We start from the raw sequence: 14720 nt of genomic DNA, 5'->3' as shown, positions 1-14720 counted from the left end.
GGCTGGTCGGTCAGACCGCCTGCAGGATCTGGTCCAGCAGGACCCGACCGGCCGGGCCCGGCTGCTCGGGGACCGCGATGGCGACGTTCCACTCCAGCTCGTCGCCCTTGATCGGCACCGTCCGCAGGGTCTGCGGCCGCTTGTGCCGGAAATGTTCGGGGACGACGGCAACGCCGAGCCCGTGCCCGACCAGGTCGAGCAGGGTGTGCACGTCGTTGACCTCCATCGTCACCCGGCTCGGCAGACCGGCTGCGGCGAAGGCACGTTCGGCGAGCACCCGGGCACCCCAGCCGGGCAGGAAGCCGACCTGTGGCTCGGCGGCGATCTCGTCCAGCGTGACGCCCTTCAGCTCGGCGAACCGATGCTCGGGATGGCACAGGATGGCGAACGACTCGGTGGACAGCCGGACGGTGCGGACGCCGGCAGGAGCCTCACCGCACTCGGCGACCATCGCCAGGTCCATCTGTCCGGCGGCGACCCGGTCGACCAACTCGGCCGACCCCTCGAAACCGAGCCGGACCTCGACGCCGGGATGATCCTTGCGGAAGCGGGCCAGCTCGCGGCCGAGGTCGACCACGCCGAGACACTGCTCGGTGCCGATGCTCAGCGTGCCACCCAGCACACCCCGTACGGCGTCCACCGCGCTCCGCGCTGCGGCGGCGCTGGCGACCGTCCGGCGGGCCTCCTCCAGGAAGGCCTGGCCGGCCTGGGTGAGCACGACCCGGCGGGTGCTGCGGGTGAACAACGGGGTGCCGAGCTCGTGTTCGAGGGCACGGACCGAGGCCGACAGGCCGGACTGGGAGATCACCAACGCCTCGGCGGCCCGGGTGAAGTGTTGTTCCGAGGCCACCGCGATGAAGTGCTCCAGCTGTCGCAGTTCCACGGCTCGATCCTAGACGGATCGGACGGTAGCGGCCAGGTTGCTCAGCGCCCGCCGCGCGTAGTCGCCGGCATCGACGGCAATGCAGGCCAGGTCGACGAAGATCCGCCAGATCCCGCGGCGGCGTACGAAGTCGGGGTCGATCGGCGCGAACTCCCGGTAGCCGTCGAAGACGTCGGCCGGCACCGGCTGGAAGTAGTCCAGCAGCGCCAGGTCGATCTCCGGGTGCCCGAAGTACGGTGCGGCATCCACCAGCACCGCGCCGGCATCGGAGCTGACGAAATTGTGCTGCTGGGCGTCGCCGTGCAGCAACGTCGGGGCCGGCTCGGGGCCGCACAGCGACGGCAGCCGATCGAGCAGCCGACCCAGCTCAGCGGCCGGCTCGCGCGGCAGGCGGCCGGTGTCGACCACCGTCCTGAGCAGCGGCAGCACCCGACGTTCGCGGTAGAAGTCGATCCAGCTGCCGGACGCGACCGGTGTGTTGTCCTGCGGCAGCGCACCGAAGAACCCGTTGAAGTCGGTGAGCCCGAACTGCTCGCCGTGCACCTGATGCACGGTGGCCAGGGCGTGGCCGATCGCCCGCCAGTCGTCGGGCGTCCGTTCCTGGGGTGGACGCTCGGCCAATGCCTCGGTGAGCAGCACGATGCCGTCGTCCACGGCGAGCAGGCCGCTGCCGATCGGCGTCGGGACGGCGATCCCGGCCCGGTCCTGCAGCAGGGTCAGGCCGTCGCGTTCGGCGCGGACCTTCTGCTCGGCCGTGATCCTGTCCTCGGCGCCGCGCGCTCGGTCCAGCTTGGCGAACACCGAGAGCTGCTCGCCGTGCAGCACACCGCAGTCGTGGGACGCGCGATCGTTCAGGTCGGTGAACCGCACGGTGACCCACCGGCGTCCGAGATGGTGCGAGACCGCGTCCTCGATGGCGCTCCTGACCGTCGACGTCAGCAGCGGGTGTGCGGCGGCCACCCGCGCAGCCTACTGACCGCATACAGACTACGGACGACCCCGATGAGTTTCGTCGATCGGAATGGTCTGCACCTGCAAGAGCCGATTCAACAGACGGGACTGCAGGATGTGGATCATCGCCGGACACGCGAGGGTGGCGGCCGAACGCCGAGACGACTACGTCGCAGCCCATGTCGACCTGGTTCGACGGGCACGAGAGGCACCCGGCTGCCTGGACGTGGCGATCACGGCCGACCCGGCCGATCAAGGCCGGGTGAACGTCTTCGAGCGTTGGGACTCCTGGGACTCGCTCGAGGCCTGGCGCACCGTGGCCCATGCTCCCGAGACCGGCATCGCGCTCGACGAAGTCGCCGTCAAGGCGTACGAGGTCAGCAACGAGCGTGAGCCGTTCTAGAGTCGCGCGGTCGGTGGGTCTGAAGGGAGCCGCGAACGCTTTGTCGTAAGAGCGGCACCGTCACGGCCGAGAGGCCGGTGTGCGGCCCACTGGTACGACATCCTGATCGCGGTCGGGTGCAAATGGCCGGACGGTCGTCGGATCGACAGTGTCGGCGGTCCGGTCTAGCGTCTGGCCCATCATGAATGCTCAACGGGGACACCGAAGCAGCAATGGCGCCGACGCGTTCGTCCGACCGGATCTGACGGACGCCTGGCGGCGTACGGCGGAGCTGAAGGCGATGCAGCTCCGGGATGCGATCGACGACGGGATCCGCTCTGTGATGTCGACGCTGCCCACGGCCTACGCCGAGCCGTCGCTACTGCACCTCCAACAGCTGAGTGATGCCGCCGCCGAGGATTGGCTGGATCCGCGGTATGTGGTCGGCGAGGAGGTGCTGACCATGATCAGCAACCGCTGGGAGGCCGGGTGGCAACCAGCCGACCTGCTGCACTACCTGCGCCGTGCGACGCCACGGGTGGACCAGCTGGGCGCAACGGCGATCCACCGGCAGCTGCAGCGGTCCGGCCTGTTGGACAAGGCTCCGCCCGAATGGCGACAACAGCTGGCCGCCGTCGGTGACCTCACCCGCAGCGGGGCCGGGCGCGGACGCGGCTGGCTGTTTCCCGCCGATCTCGATCCGCCGCGAGCCTGGCGGCAGGCGCTGATCCTGATGGCGCGGCTGCGGCAGATGCATCGGCTGGCACCGCTCGGACCACCGCCATCGCAGTGGCGCGCCACGACCTCGTCGCCCCGCGACGGCATCCGTGGAGCAGCCGAAGCCGGTCCACGTCCGGCTCCGTCGGTCCTCGACAAGGTCCGCGGACTGCTGGCCAAGGCCGAGTCGACGACGTTCACCGCCGAGGCCGAGGCGTTGACGGCGAAGGCCCAGGAGTTGATGACCCGGCACGCGATCGACGAGGCCCTGCTGCAGACCGACCGAGCCGCCGACGACATCGACGTCAGCGCCCGTCGACTGCACATCGACAACCCGTACGCCTCCACCAAGGCGACCCTGGTGCACTGCGTCGCCGAGGCCAACCGGGTCCGCGCGGTCTGGGACGACCGGCTGGGCGCCTGCACGATCATCGGGCAACCGACCGATCTGGAGACCGTCGACCTGCTCTTCACCTCGTTGTTGGTGCAGGCCGCCCGGGCGATGAACGATCACGGCCGGGACAGCCGGTCGGGAAGTGCGGATCGATCGCGGAGCTTTCGCCGCTCGTTCCTGCTGGCCTACGCCAACCGGATCGGTGAACGGCTGGCCGAGACCTCCCACGACGTGGCCACCGAGTACGGCGCCGAACTCGTCCCGGTGCTGGCGCGCCGCCAGGAAGCCGTCGACGAGGAGTTCCGGCGGATGTTCCCCTCGGTCAGCCACGGCCGGACCCGATCGGTCGACCGTCGCGGCTGGGCTGCCGGGACCGCGGCCGCCGACCAGGCGGTGTTACCGAGAGGACGGCTCGGACGGCGCTGACGGCCGTCATCCGCGTCGTGCACTGGCCTGCGGAGCGTTCGAGGTCGACCATCGCGATCCGTTCGATCGGACCAGGGATCAGGCGTTCGGGCCGTTCGAGGTCGAGACGATCTGGTAGGTCACGCTCGGCCGGCGGCGGCGATCTTGCGCAGCGCCAGTTCGTAGCCGTCGATCCCCAGACCGGCGATCACACCGGTGGCGTAGGCCGAGATCACCGAATGATGCCGGAACTCCTCGCGGGTGTGGATGTTGGAGATGTGCACCTCGATCAGATCGGCGGTGCGTTGGGCGACGGCATCGGCGACCGCGATCGAGTAGTGGCTCCAGCCGGCCGGATTGAGCACCACCGGGATCGACGAATCGGCCGCCTCGTGCAGCCAGCCGATCATCTCGGCCTCGGCATCGGTCTGCCGGACCTCGACCTCCAGGTCGAGCTCGGCGCCGACCGCAACACACCGGTCGGCGAGGTCGGCGAAGGTGGCCGACCCGTACGTGTCCGGCTCCCGCTTGCCCAACCGGCCGAGATTCGGTCCGTTCAACACCAGCACCCTGGTCCGGCTCTGCCCCATCGCCCTGCCTCCTCCGTTCCCGCGCACTTTTGGTGTGGCCGCGCGGGTTAGAACCTCCGCGGCAACATCGAACCTGCGCGGGAAGCGTAGCGGAGTGGCGGAGTCAGTGGGCGGGGGCGGCCGGTGGTTCCGGACGCTCCTGGGGTTGGTAGTTCTCGAGGTAGATGTCGGGCTCGAGGTAGAGCGAGGTGACCATCGGCTCGGCCTCCCGGATCGCCGCCTCGGCGTTGTTGATCAACTCCGCGACGTCCGCGGCGCTGTCCCGTGGGCTGACCGCGATCTTGGCCGCGACCAGGATCTCCTCCGGGCCCAGGTGCAGGGTCTTCATGTGGATCACCCGATCCACCCCGTCGGTGGCATCCAGGGCCGCCCGTACCTTGGCGATCGCCTGCGGGGACGCGGCCTCACCGAGCAACAGGCTCTTGGTCTCGACCGCCATCACGATCGCGACCGCAATCAGCAGCAGCCCGATCAGCGCGGTGCCGATCACGTCGAAGAGGCCGTTGCCTGTCACCTTGGTCAGCACCACACCGAACAGGGCGAAGATCAGCCCCAGTACGGCCGCCGAATCCTCCAACAGCACCACCGGCAGCTCAGGAGCTTTGGCCGACCGGATGAAACGGGAGAGCCGCTGCTTCCCACGAGCCTTGTCGGACTCCCGCAGGGCGGTCCGCAACGACAGCGATTCGGCGATGATCGCGCCGACCAGGATCACCATCGGCACCCACCACCAACGGCCCATGTCCTCGTGGTGACCCTCGAGGACCGACTCCAGCTTGTGGTAGGCCTCGTAGAGCGCGAACACCCCGCCGATGCTGAACATCACGATCGCGACCATGAACGCGAAGACGTAGCGTTCCCGGCCGTAGCCGAACGGATGCTCCGCCGTCGCTTCCTTCTTGGCCCGCTTGCCGCCGATCAACAGCAGGAACTGGTTACCCGTGTCGGCGACGGAGTGGATCGCCTCGGCCAGCATCGACGAGACCCCGGTCAGCGCCCAACCGGCGAATTTCAGGATGGCGATGAAGGTATTGGCGGCCAGCGCGGCGATGATCGCCTTGTTGCTGCCGTGGCCACCCCCGGAGTGGGCGTCGTCGGTGGTCGCGACGGCGGATTCTGAGGTCACGTCGGCCAATCCTGCCAGACGACGCGCTCAGATCACGCGCCCGAGCCCGATCGACAGATAGATCGCGCCGTACAGGCCGGTCTGCAGCAGTGCCGCGTAACGATCAAGATCAGCACCGACGGTCTGCTGCACCAGGCAGACCCGGATGTCGGCGGCGTCGGCGACCTCGCGCAGTCGATTCTGCTCGGCCGAGGTGAGCTGATCGGCGGTGCCGTCGTCCAGCACCACCAGGGCCGGCCGACGCTCGTCCGGCGGCGGATCCTCGAACGGGTCGTCGAAGAGATCCTTGCGGGTCACCGACGCCAGCACCGGGGCCAGTTCTCCGGCGTCGGCGGACAGCGCAGCCCGGCCGCTGGCCGCCCGCAACGCCTCGGCCACCCGGCGGCTCGCGCGGCTGGCCAGCACCGAGCCACCCCAGACCAGCGGCTGCGCCTCGGCCAGGCCGAGCGCCAGGTCCTTGGCCGGGTTCTCCGAGACGTCGACGTACGGTGAACAGTCCTCGGCGACCCGGTCGAAGCTGTCGGCGACTGCGTCCGGATTGACCTCGGGGCCGAGCTGCATCCGATGCAACGCGGCCAGTACGACGACCGCCGCGGCCAGCCGGTCGCCGGTCCGGGTCGGCAACATGACGGTGTCCCGGCCGACGGCGTGTTCGGCGATCGCCGACGGCTGCGGGCAGGCGATGATCAACTGACTCCCCCGCCGGACCGCCTCCCGTGCGGTCGCGATCAGGTTGGCGTCGGCGCCGTCGGTGGCCAGCACGACGACCAGGTCCAGCGCACCGACCCAGCCGGGCAGCCCGTGCCGCGGCCAGGCCAGGAACGGGACCGGGCAGGTCGGCTCCAGCATCGCCCGGATCAGCCGGGCCTCCGAACCGGCGGCGATCACCGCCCGCGGTCGCGGCAGGTCGGCGACACTGGACAGCCCGTCGACGGCCTGATCGGACTCGGTACGGATCCGGGCACCGGCCTGCGCCAGCCGGCGCAGCATCTCATCGGCCCGGCCCAGCGCCGCCCGGTCCTCGAGCAGCGAGTCGTCGAAGAACGGCACCGCTACTCGCTCTTCTGCTTCGGCGGACGAGCCTCGTCGATCAACAGCACCGGAATGCCGCCCTGCACCGGGTAGGCCAGCTGGCAGTCCGGCGAGGTGCAGACCAACTCGTCGCGATCATGATCAACAGCCAACCCGCCGTGGCAGTTGGGGCACGCCAGGATCTCCAGCAACTCACTCGCCAGCTCAACCGCCACAGCAGCCCCACTCCCCCTCGAAGTTGTCGATGCGTCGTCGGGCTACAGCCGCACTAGCTTCTGACAACTTTGAGTACGTCGTCTCGGATCTTGTCGGTTAGTGATTGTGTCACCGACTCGGCGTTGAAGCGCAACAGCGGTTCGGTATTGCTGGCGCGGAGGTTGAACCACCAGTCCTTCGTGCTCACCGTCAGCCCGTCGGAGCGGTCGATCTCACCGCCGTCGGCGAGCACCTGGTCGGCGTACAGCTTTTCGATCCGGTCCAGCATCGCCGACGCATCCGCGACGGTGGAGTTGATCTCGCCGGAGGCGGCGTACCGGGAGAATTCCTTGGCCAGTTGGGAAAGCGGCTGGTCTGACCGGCCGACCAGGGCCAGCACGTGCAGCCCGGCGAGCATCCCGGTGTCGGCACCCCAGAAGTCGCGGAAGTAATAGTGCGCGGAGTGTTCGCCGCCGAAGATCGCGCCGGTCTCGGCCATCGCTGCCTTGACGAAGGTGTGCCCGACCCGGGTGGTGACACAGGTCCCGCCCTGTTCGGCGACCACCTCCGGCACCGTACGGGAGGTGATGATGTTACGGACGATCGTCGCGCCCGGTTCGCGGCCGAGTTCCTGCACCGCGATCATCGCGGTCACCGTCGACGGGCTGACCACCTCGCCCTGCTCGTCGATGATGAAGCAGCGGTCGGCGTCGCCGTCGAAGACCAGCGCCAGGTCGGCATCGTGCTCACGGACCGCGGCCTGGGCGTCCAGCAGATTCTCCGGCTCCAGCGGATTCGGGGCGTGGTTGGGGAAGCTGCCGTCCGGATCGGTGTACAACCCGATCACCTCGAACGCGTCGCCGCCGAGCACCGCCGGCAGCGTGTGCCCGGCCATCCCGTTGCCCGCGTCGGCGACGACCCGCAGCCGGCGCAGCCCGCTGGTGTCGACCAGCGCATGCAGATGCTCGGCGTAGTCGGCCAACAGATCGCGGCTCTCCAACGTGCCCGGCGTGGACACCGGGTCGGCCGGCCCGGCGGCGTCGGCGGCCAGCGCACGGTCCTTGATCGCGGCCAGGATGGTCGAGTCGACCGGCAACGCACCCGGCCGGCAGAACTTGACCCCGTTGTACTGGCCGGGATTGTGACTGGCGGTGAACATCACGCCGTGCAGGTCCAGCCGCCCGGAGCAGAACCACAGCTGATCGGTGCTGCTCAGGCCGACGTCGATCACGTTCACCCCGCGGTCGCGGACGCCGCGGGCGAACGCCGCGCTGTATTCGGGTGAGCTGGTCCGCATGTCTCGGCCGAGCACGATCGTCCGGCCGGCCAGCGAGAGCACCTCGGCGGTCGCGGCACCGATCGCGTACGCACCGTCGGCGTCCCATTGGCCACCCGGGCCGGTGATGCCGCGGATGTCGTTGGCCTTGAAGATTTCCGGATCGATCATCGGCTCATCACGGCGCGAGTCTAGTAGCTTGTCGTCGTTCAAGGTGGTGTTCGGCGGCGGCCGGGTGCGTGCATCGCAAAGCCGGCGAAGGAAGGGCTACCCGGGCGTAACGCGACTGAGCCGGGTGCCGCGAGGTGTGTGTGGCCGGGCGTCGCGAAACGCCGCGTTTCAGCGTGGATCCAGGTTTAGTGGCGACACGCTACGAGAGGGGATGGGGTGGGTCAGGCGTCCGGATCGGCGAGAACGGTGAGATGGCCGCGGCGGGCGACCTCCACCATCGAGGAACCCTGACCCGGTCGGTCGGGCTCCTCGCCGCCGTAGTTCAGCCCGACCTCCCGGACGGCGTCGGCCAACGCCAGCAGGTCGTCGTCGGTCGGTTCGGGATCGGTGAACTCGTCGGCCAGCCGGATCACTTCCCAGCCACGTGGGGCGGAGAGGTTGGTCGAATGCCGGCGGCACAGGTCGTAGCCGTGCGGCTCGACATGGCTGGCCAGCGGTCCGATCACCGCGGTGGACTCGTTGTAGACGTAGGTCAGCGTCGCCACCGCGCGCTCATCGCATGCGCTGCGGGAGCAACTTCTCGACGTCACCTGACCGACGGTATCGCTGCGCACCGACCGAGCCCGGTAGGGACACGACCGAGCGGCCGTCCTTGTACGCTGAATCTCATGTCCACCAGGCGTCGGGACCGGCACGGCCGCGGGCTCCGCGGCCCGCTGGCGGTCCGCAATCCGTTGACCGGGACGACCCTGGATCCGGTCCGTCCGCCGGCTCGCGCATCGTTCTTCGACGAGGCGGTCCAGAACTCGATCGAGCGGGTGCACGCGCATGCTCCCGATGTGCTGACCGGCATCACCGTCGGCATCGAGGAGGTCCCCTTCCTGCAGACCGCCTGGTCCGGCGAACGGGTCCCGCTGGCGGCGGCGGTCGCCGCCACCCCGGAGGCGTTCGGCCGGGTGGTGCTCTATCGCCGGCCACTGGAACATCGGGCGGCCAGTCGGCAGGGGCTGCAGATCCTGGTGCACCGCACCCTGGTCGAGCAGCTGGCGGCGCTCACCGGGCGCAGTGTCGATGACATCGACCCCGACGCCCTCGACGACGAGGACTGACCGAGCCGATTCCTCGGCCCGTTCAGCGCGCGGTGCAGCCGCCCTCGATCGGCAACGAACCACCGCTACCCCAAGGCGATATCGCACCACGTACTGCCATCTGCCCCCGGCCAGCCCAACCCCCAGGCGATATCGCACCACGTACTGCCATCTGCCCCCGGCCAGCCCAACCCCCAGGGCGATATCGCACCACGTACTGCCATCCGGCCAGGTGCCCACGGCTCCCCTTCGACAGGCTCAGGGCCCGACGGTGAGTGCCCTACTGGGCAACGCGGGGGTCGGCGTCCGAGGTACGGGCGGTGCCGGCCAGGCCGGGGGTGATCAGGGAGGCCGAGGTCAGCCCGTAGACGTCGCCGGACTGCTGCCGGAGCGTGACGCCGCCGTACACCTGGGCACCGTCTGCGGCCTTGACGACGAGGTAGGCCGGTCCGGCCTGGGTGACCCGTCGTTCGATGGAACCGCCGCCGACGACCGGGATCTTCTCGTCGTACAGGCTGACGCCCTGCAGGTTGTACAGCGCCACCTCGACGGTGGTCGGATCCTTGCTGCCGTTGCTGACCGCCACCTCGGTCTCGGCTCCGTCGACGACGGCTGCCGGTGCGACACCGGTGGCGTTGATGGCCGGCTGCGAGGTCTCGATCGCGAAGTCGTTCGGCTTGGTCTGCCCGGACCGTTCCGACCGCATCGCGGTGAGCACCGGCTGATCGCTGGTGACCCGTACGGTGCCGATCTGTTCGGCCAGCCCCTTGGCCACATCGACGGTGGTCGAGGAGTGCGCCTCGACCGAGGCCTGATTGGTGCCGACCGGGGTGAACGGACCCTGCGGACCGAGGATCTCGATCTTGGCGGTTGCCCGACGATCACCCGGATTGCTGATCACCAGTTGCCGCTTGCCCGGACCACCCGGAACCGCCGGGATCACCTGACCGGTGGCCGGTGCCACCGAGGCCGGATGCCAGTCCACGCCGGCCGGTTTGTCCCCGTCACTGCGCAGGTCGCGGGCGATCGCCGACACCCGACCGATACTGGCGTGCACGTGCACGGTGATGTCCCCGTCGGTGTTGCCGAGCAGATCGGGCAGCGACAGCGTCCGGCTGCGACCGGCCGGGATCAGCAGACCCGAACCGCCGGGAACGGTCAGCGGGCCGTCCGGGGAGGAGAAGTTCAGGTCGATCTCGGCCTGCTTGTCGTCGGGATTGCTGATCACCAACTGGCTGCGCAACGCATCGGTCGCGCCGAGCCCGGTGAACCACTGATCGACCGCGGGGTTGGTGCACGGCGCAAGGGACAGGCCACGGTCCTCGCCGTTCTCGGCGGCACCGTAGACCATGCCGGCCGATGAACCGGCCATGATGCCGTCGGCGGTCAGCTCGATCGGCTTCTTCGGTGCGGAGACGATCTTTCCCTGGCCCTGGGTGTTCACCGACAGCGGCGGCGTACCGGCACCGCTGTCGCCCAGTTCGCGGCCGATCAGCGAGCCGGAACCCGCAGCCGCCGAGGTTTTGGCCGCCACCCCGTACACCTGTGATTCGGTGCTGTCGGTGGTGTCGGCGGAGTTCAGGGTGCCGGTGGTGCAGACCGAGGTGGTCCGGCCGACCAGCGGCTGACCTGCCTTGGCGGCGGGCTGCTGTTGGACCGGCAGGAACTGGCCGCCGAGTCCGATCACGGCCGCAACGAGGGCGGCGACGGCGACCGCGACCCAGCCACGGATGGCGTTCAACGCGTTCACTTCTCGCCCTCCACGATCACATGGGTCTGCTCGGCGGTGTCATCGTCGTCGAAGTCATCGCTCCCGTTGTCGACCTGCCCGGCACCGGCCTGCTGCTGGGCCGCAGCCCCGACCCGAGTCTGATCCGAGACCCGGGACGTGTCGAAGGTTCGTCCGACAACGGGCAGGTCACCCGAACCGGTGTCCTTGCCGACCGAGGTGGTCATCCCGTCGGAGACGGTGAACAGCCCGGTCGCGCTGGTCAGTTCGGACAGGTCCTCCGCACTCGGCCCGCGTTGCAGCGGGATCCGACCGCCGGCTCCGGCGGTCGCGACGCGGCGGGCGTCCCGCATCGGGTCGCGCACCTCGGGACGGCGTACGGCGGGGGCGGCCAGCACCATCGTCACCAGCAGCGCGATGCCCTGCCCGATCGGCAGCCACGGGATCGGGCTGGCCAGTTCGACCTTCAGCGTGCCGCCGGTCTCGGGCATCACGAAGCTCTGTTGCCAGTTGTCGTCCTGGGCGGGCGTCAGCCGCTGGCCGTTCAGGGTGGCGATCCACCGCGCGTCGTCGGGGACACCGAGCCGCAGCGTCCGTTTCAGGCTGCTGGCCGGCACCTGCACCCCGTCGGCGCTGGATTGCGGATCGTTCAGCCGGGTCACCTGTTCGCCGGACACCAGCCGGGCGCGGGAGGTCGGCTGGGTCAGCTGCCAGACCGAGCCGCCCTTGCTGCCACTGGCCGCGGCCAGCCCCGGTGTGTTGGTGATCCGGGTACGGACGTCGTCGTCGGCGCCGGCGACCCAGACGTAGTTGACGCCGAGGTCGGCCAGGTCGGTTGCCAGGTCGGCGTCGCCGGAGCCGGACACCAGCCGGCTGACGACCCCGGCCACTTCATCCTTGGCAGCTCGTGAACCGCCGAAGGCGAAGCCGCGTTCGGCGTCACCGAGCCGGTTCTGGTCGTCCTCGACCACCGAATAGTCGGCACGCCCACCGGCCAGGTCGATGGCCAGCGTCCGGACCTTGTACGGCCCGTTCTGCGCGTCGGTGATGTACGGCGGGATGGCGTCCAGTGCGGTGCGATGCACCGGGCCGGTGGCGCCGGCGGCGACCCACCAGCCGGCACCGAGCAGACAGATCAGTCCGGCCACCACGCCGGCCAGCACCGAGGCCGGTTGAGCGAAGGAGAAGCTCTGTCGACCCAACTCGGAGGTGTAGCCGTCCAGACCGATGCCGGCGGCCAGCACCAGCGCGCCGAACGCGATCAGCAGATAGATGCCGACATCGGGACGGGTGCTGGTCTGCAGTGGTGGGACGGTGACCAGGACATGGGAGAGGACGACCGCGATCGCCAGCGCGGCCAGGCCGACCAGCCAGCCGGTCAGCACGGCACGCCGGCGGTTGCCGCGCAACAGTCCGACCAGGGCGAGAACCCAGATCGCGCCGAAGACGATGGCGCCGACCCAGATCGGCGGCAGCCCCACCTCGCCGGTGTGCCCGATCAGGAAGAACAGTCCGGAGGTCCGCTCCGCGGTCCCCTCCAGGGCAGGGTCGGGTCCGGTCAGCAGCCGGCCCCAGGTCCGGATCACCGTCGGCCACCAGGGGCTCAGGATGATCACCGGCACGGCGATCGCGATCACCAGCCGGCCGACCTTCCGCTTGCCGCGGGCGACGGTGAAGGCGGCGGGGATCGCCAGCAACAGGGCCAGCACGATCAGGGACGGGGCGAAGGCGCCGAGCACGGTCAGCACCAGACCGGCACCCCAGCCGCCACGCCAGGCCTCCGGGTTGCCGGGGCGTCGCAACACCAGGGCGCGGCCGGCGATGACCAGCAGCGGCAGCATGATCGCTGCGACGCTGAGCAGCAGTCGGCCCTGGTTGGTGCCGCCGAGCAGCACCGGCAGCAGGGCGTAGCTGACGGCCACCCAGAGCCGGACCCGGCGCTCGTCGATGGCCCGTCGGATCAGCGGATAGACACTGAGCAGACCGAGCGGGACGGTGCCGATCAGCAGCACCGTGATCAGCCATTCGGGATGTCCCACGAAGAGCGTGCCGGCGGCCGCGATGATGCCGGTCCACGGCGCGGTGGTGGTCGCCGAGGCTCCCGGTACGGCCTCGACGAAGCCTCGCCACAGCCCACCGAGATCGGTGCTGACCGGCAGCAGGTACGGGCTGGTCAGCGATCCCAGACCGATCAGTTTGCGGGCCGCGACCAGCGAGGCGACGATGCTGACCAGCACCGTGATGACGATCGGCGAGACCCAGGGGTTGGTCTTCTTCTCCTCCGGGGCACTCGGCAGCTCGTCACTGGTCAGTTCGTCCAGGCTGGTGCCGCTGTAGTCGGAGCCGGCGATCTCGGTGTAGCGGGTGCCGATCGCCGCGGTGATCACGTCGATCACGGCCCGGACGCCGGAGAACCGGCCGGGACGAAGCTTGGCGACGGTGGCCTCGGAGCGTTCGTCGATGCTCAGTTCGGCCAGCCGATGTCGCATCCGATGGATCCGCCGCGGATGGGTTAGGAACGACCAGCCGGCCATCAGTTCCTCGACGGAACGATGCGGCACCTTGCCGATCAGGTAGCCGAATGCGCGCACCAGGCAGCCGAGCAGCAGACCGAGCCAGACCAACGGCAATGCCGCCTGCGAGGCGTGGGCGGCGATCAGCGCCATCCCGTACTCGCGGTCGGCCTTGTCCGGATGCCGTCCGCCGACACCGCTGGGCCGCAGACCGGCCCGGCCGACCTGCCGGTGCACCATCGAGGCGGCCGGCGTGGTGACCACCTTGTGGCCGGACAGCTGGGCCCGCCAGCCGAATTCGACGCCGTCACGGAAGCCCGGCACCGCGGGGTCGAAGCCACCGAGCGAATCCCAGACCGTACGCCGCAGCAACATGCCGCAGCTGGAGACCGAGAGTCGGCGGGCCGGCTGGTCCCGCTGCCCCTGGTCGATCTCGCCGGCATCCAGGCCGAGGTCGCGGCGACCGGAGTTCGCGATCGAGACGCCGATCTCGCTGATCTGATGGGGTTGCCGGCGGCGGCGCGGACGCAACAGCTTGGGGCCGGTGATGTCGATCGTCGGATCGGTCACCACATGACCGAGCAACTGGGCCAACGCATCCGGCGCCGGCGTGACGTCGTCGTGCAACAGCCACAACCAGTCGTTGTCGCCGGCCCCACCCTGCTGGACGCGGTCCGGTTCGGCACCGGCGTCCTGGGCCAACGCGGAACGGATCGCGTCGCCGTAGCCGAAACCGTGCCGGCCGAGGTAGACCGCGTCCACCTCACGCCGTTGGATCGCATCGTCCAGCAGGTCCAGGGTGCGATCGGTGCTCTCGTTGTCGATCGCGATCACCCGGTTCGGCCGGCGGCTCAGCCCGGCCAATGCGGTCAGCGTCTCGGGCAGCCAGCGGGCGGCGTTCTGGGTCACCAGCACCGCAGTCACGCGACAGTGGGAGATGTCGACGACGTCGGGAGATTCCTCGATCGACGCCCAGGCCCACGGATCGTCGGCGTCGAGCAGCAGATCGGAGCCGGCTCCGCCGGAGTCCTGCCGATCCGACCCCTGCTGGTCCGACCCGTGCCGATCGGAATCGGGTCTTGACCGATCGGTCCGCAGCGGGGCGTCGATCCGCGGGAGATAGGTGGTCTCGCCGGGGTCGGCCGGCTGCTCCGGGCCGGACCCGGACGCCACGTTCTCATCCATCACGATTGCCTGAACTACCCCTACGAGATCTCGCGTGTGAATACCCACCGCGACGGCGGGCGGCCACTACTGTATGCGAGCCC

The 14720-nt window shown here is 69.7% G+C and carries 13 protein-coding genes; 3 read left to right on the top strand and 10 right to left on the bottom strand.

Annotation, left to right across the window (positions count from 1 at the left end; genetic code table 11):
* Nucleotides 1-10: 10 nt before the first annotated feature.
* Together BLU38_RS20370 and BLU38_RS20365 are read right to left on the bottom strand one after the other, a co-directional pair.
* Nucleotides 11-883, bottom strand: a complete 873-nt coding sequence (locus tag BLU38_RS20370) for a LysR family transcriptional regulator (RefSeq protein WP_091527259.1) — start codon at nt 881-883, stop codon at nt 11-13.
* Between the two features lie 9 nt (nt 884-892).
* A complete protein-coding gene (locus BLU38_RS20365; RefSeq protein ID WP_197679793.1) occupies nt 893-1843 on the bottom strand; it encodes a fructosamine kinase family protein in 951 nt (316 codons plus the stop codon).
* 106 nt (nt 1844-1949) lie between these two features.
* Between BLU38_RS20365 and BLU38_RS20360 the strand changes: the two genes are divergently transcribed.
* Together BLU38_RS20360 and BLU38_RS20355 are read left to right on the top strand one after the other, a co-directional pair.
* On the top strand, nt 1950-2237 hold the full coding sequence (locus tag BLU38_RS20360) for a putative quinol monooxygenase (RefSeq protein WP_091532842.1): 288 nt from the start codon (nt 1950-1952) through the stop codon (nt 2235-2237).
* A gap of 181 nt (nt 2238-2418) precedes the next feature.
* Complete coding sequence (locus tag BLU38_RS20355) at nt 2419-3753, top strand: DUF2786 domain-containing protein (RefSeq protein ID WP_091527258.1); 1335 nt, start codon at nt 2419-2421, stop codon at nt 3751-3753.
* Nucleotides 3754-3872: 119 nt separating this feature from the next.
* On the opposite strand, the gene aroQ is transcribed toward BLU38_RS20355, so the two are convergent.
* The 6 genes from aroQ to BLU38_RS31430 all read right to left on the bottom strand — a co-directional run bounded on the left by aroQ (nt 3873) and on the right by BLU38_RS31430 (nt 8712).
* Nucleotides 3873-4322, bottom strand: coding sequence for a type II 3-dehydroquinate dehydratase (gene aroQ, locus BLU38_RS20350; RefSeq protein WP_091527257.1), 450 nt, complete (start codon nt 4320-4322; stop codon nt 3873-3875).
* A gap of 103 nt (nt 4323-4425) precedes the next feature.
* Complete coding sequence (locus BLU38_RS20345) at nt 4426-5448, bottom strand: cation diffusion facilitator family transporter (RefSeq protein ID WP_091532840.1); 1023 nt, start codon at nt 5446-5448, stop codon at nt 4426-4428.
* A gap of 27 nt (nt 5449-5475) precedes the next feature.
* Nucleotides 5476-6498: an SIS domain-containing protein gene (locus tag BLU38_RS20340; RefSeq protein WP_231919953.1), complete on the bottom strand. Its 1023-nt coding sequence runs from the start codon at nt 6496-6498 to the stop codon at nt 5476-5478.
* A gap of 2 nt (nt 6499-6500) precedes the next feature.
* Nucleotides 6501-6695 (bottom strand): Trm112 family protein, encoded by a 195-nt coding sequence (locus BLU38_RS20335; RefSeq protein WP_091527256.1) that lies wholly within the window; start codon nt 6693-6695, stop codon nt 6501-6503.
* Nucleotides 6696-6748: 53 nt separating this feature from the next.
* Entirely contained in the window at nt 6749-8122 is a 1374-nt protein-coding gene (gene manB / locus BLU38_RS20330) for a phosphohexomutase domain-containing protein (RefSeq protein ID WP_091527255.1), read from the bottom strand.
* A gap of 221 nt (nt 8123-8343) precedes the next feature.
* Nucleotides 8344-8712 (bottom strand): DUF3499 domain-containing protein, encoded by a 369-nt coding sequence (locus BLU38_RS31430; RefSeq protein WP_197679792.1) that lies wholly within the window; start codon nt 8710-8712, stop codon nt 8344-8346.
* 78 nt (nt 8713-8790) lie between these two features.
* Between BLU38_RS31430 and BLU38_RS31425 the strand changes: the two genes are divergently transcribed.
* Nucleotides 8791-9231 (top strand): metallopeptidase family protein, encoded by a 441-nt coding sequence (locus BLU38_RS31425; RefSeq protein ID WP_091527253.1) that lies wholly within the window; start codon nt 8791-8793, stop codon nt 9229-9231.
* Between the two features lie 259 nt (nt 9232-9490).
* On the opposite strand, the gene BLU38_RS20315 is transcribed toward BLU38_RS31425, so the two are convergent.
* Both BLU38_RS20315 and BLU38_RS20310 read right to left on the bottom strand, forming a co-directional pair.
* Nucleotides 9491-10960: a DUF5719 family protein gene (locus BLU38_RS20315; RefSeq protein WP_091527252.1), complete on the bottom strand. Its 1470-nt coding sequence runs from the start codon at nt 10958-10960 to the stop codon at nt 9491-9493.
* Nucleotides 10957-14637, bottom strand: coding sequence for a glycosyltransferase (locus BLU38_RS20310; RefSeq protein ID WP_091527251.1), 3681 nt, complete (start codon nt 14635-14637; stop codon nt 10957-10959). The genes BLU38_RS20315 and BLU38_RS20310 overlap by 4 nt, the downstream gene beginning before the upstream one ends.
* Between the last annotated feature and the right edge of the window lie 83 nt (nt 14638-14720).

This window comes from Microlunatus soli (assembly GCF_900105385.1).
Lineage (GTDB): Bacteria > Actinomycetota > Actinomycetes > Propionibacteriales > Propionibacteriaceae > Microlunatus > Microlunatus soli.
This window is presented reverse-complemented; position numbering and strand designations above follow the sequence as displayed.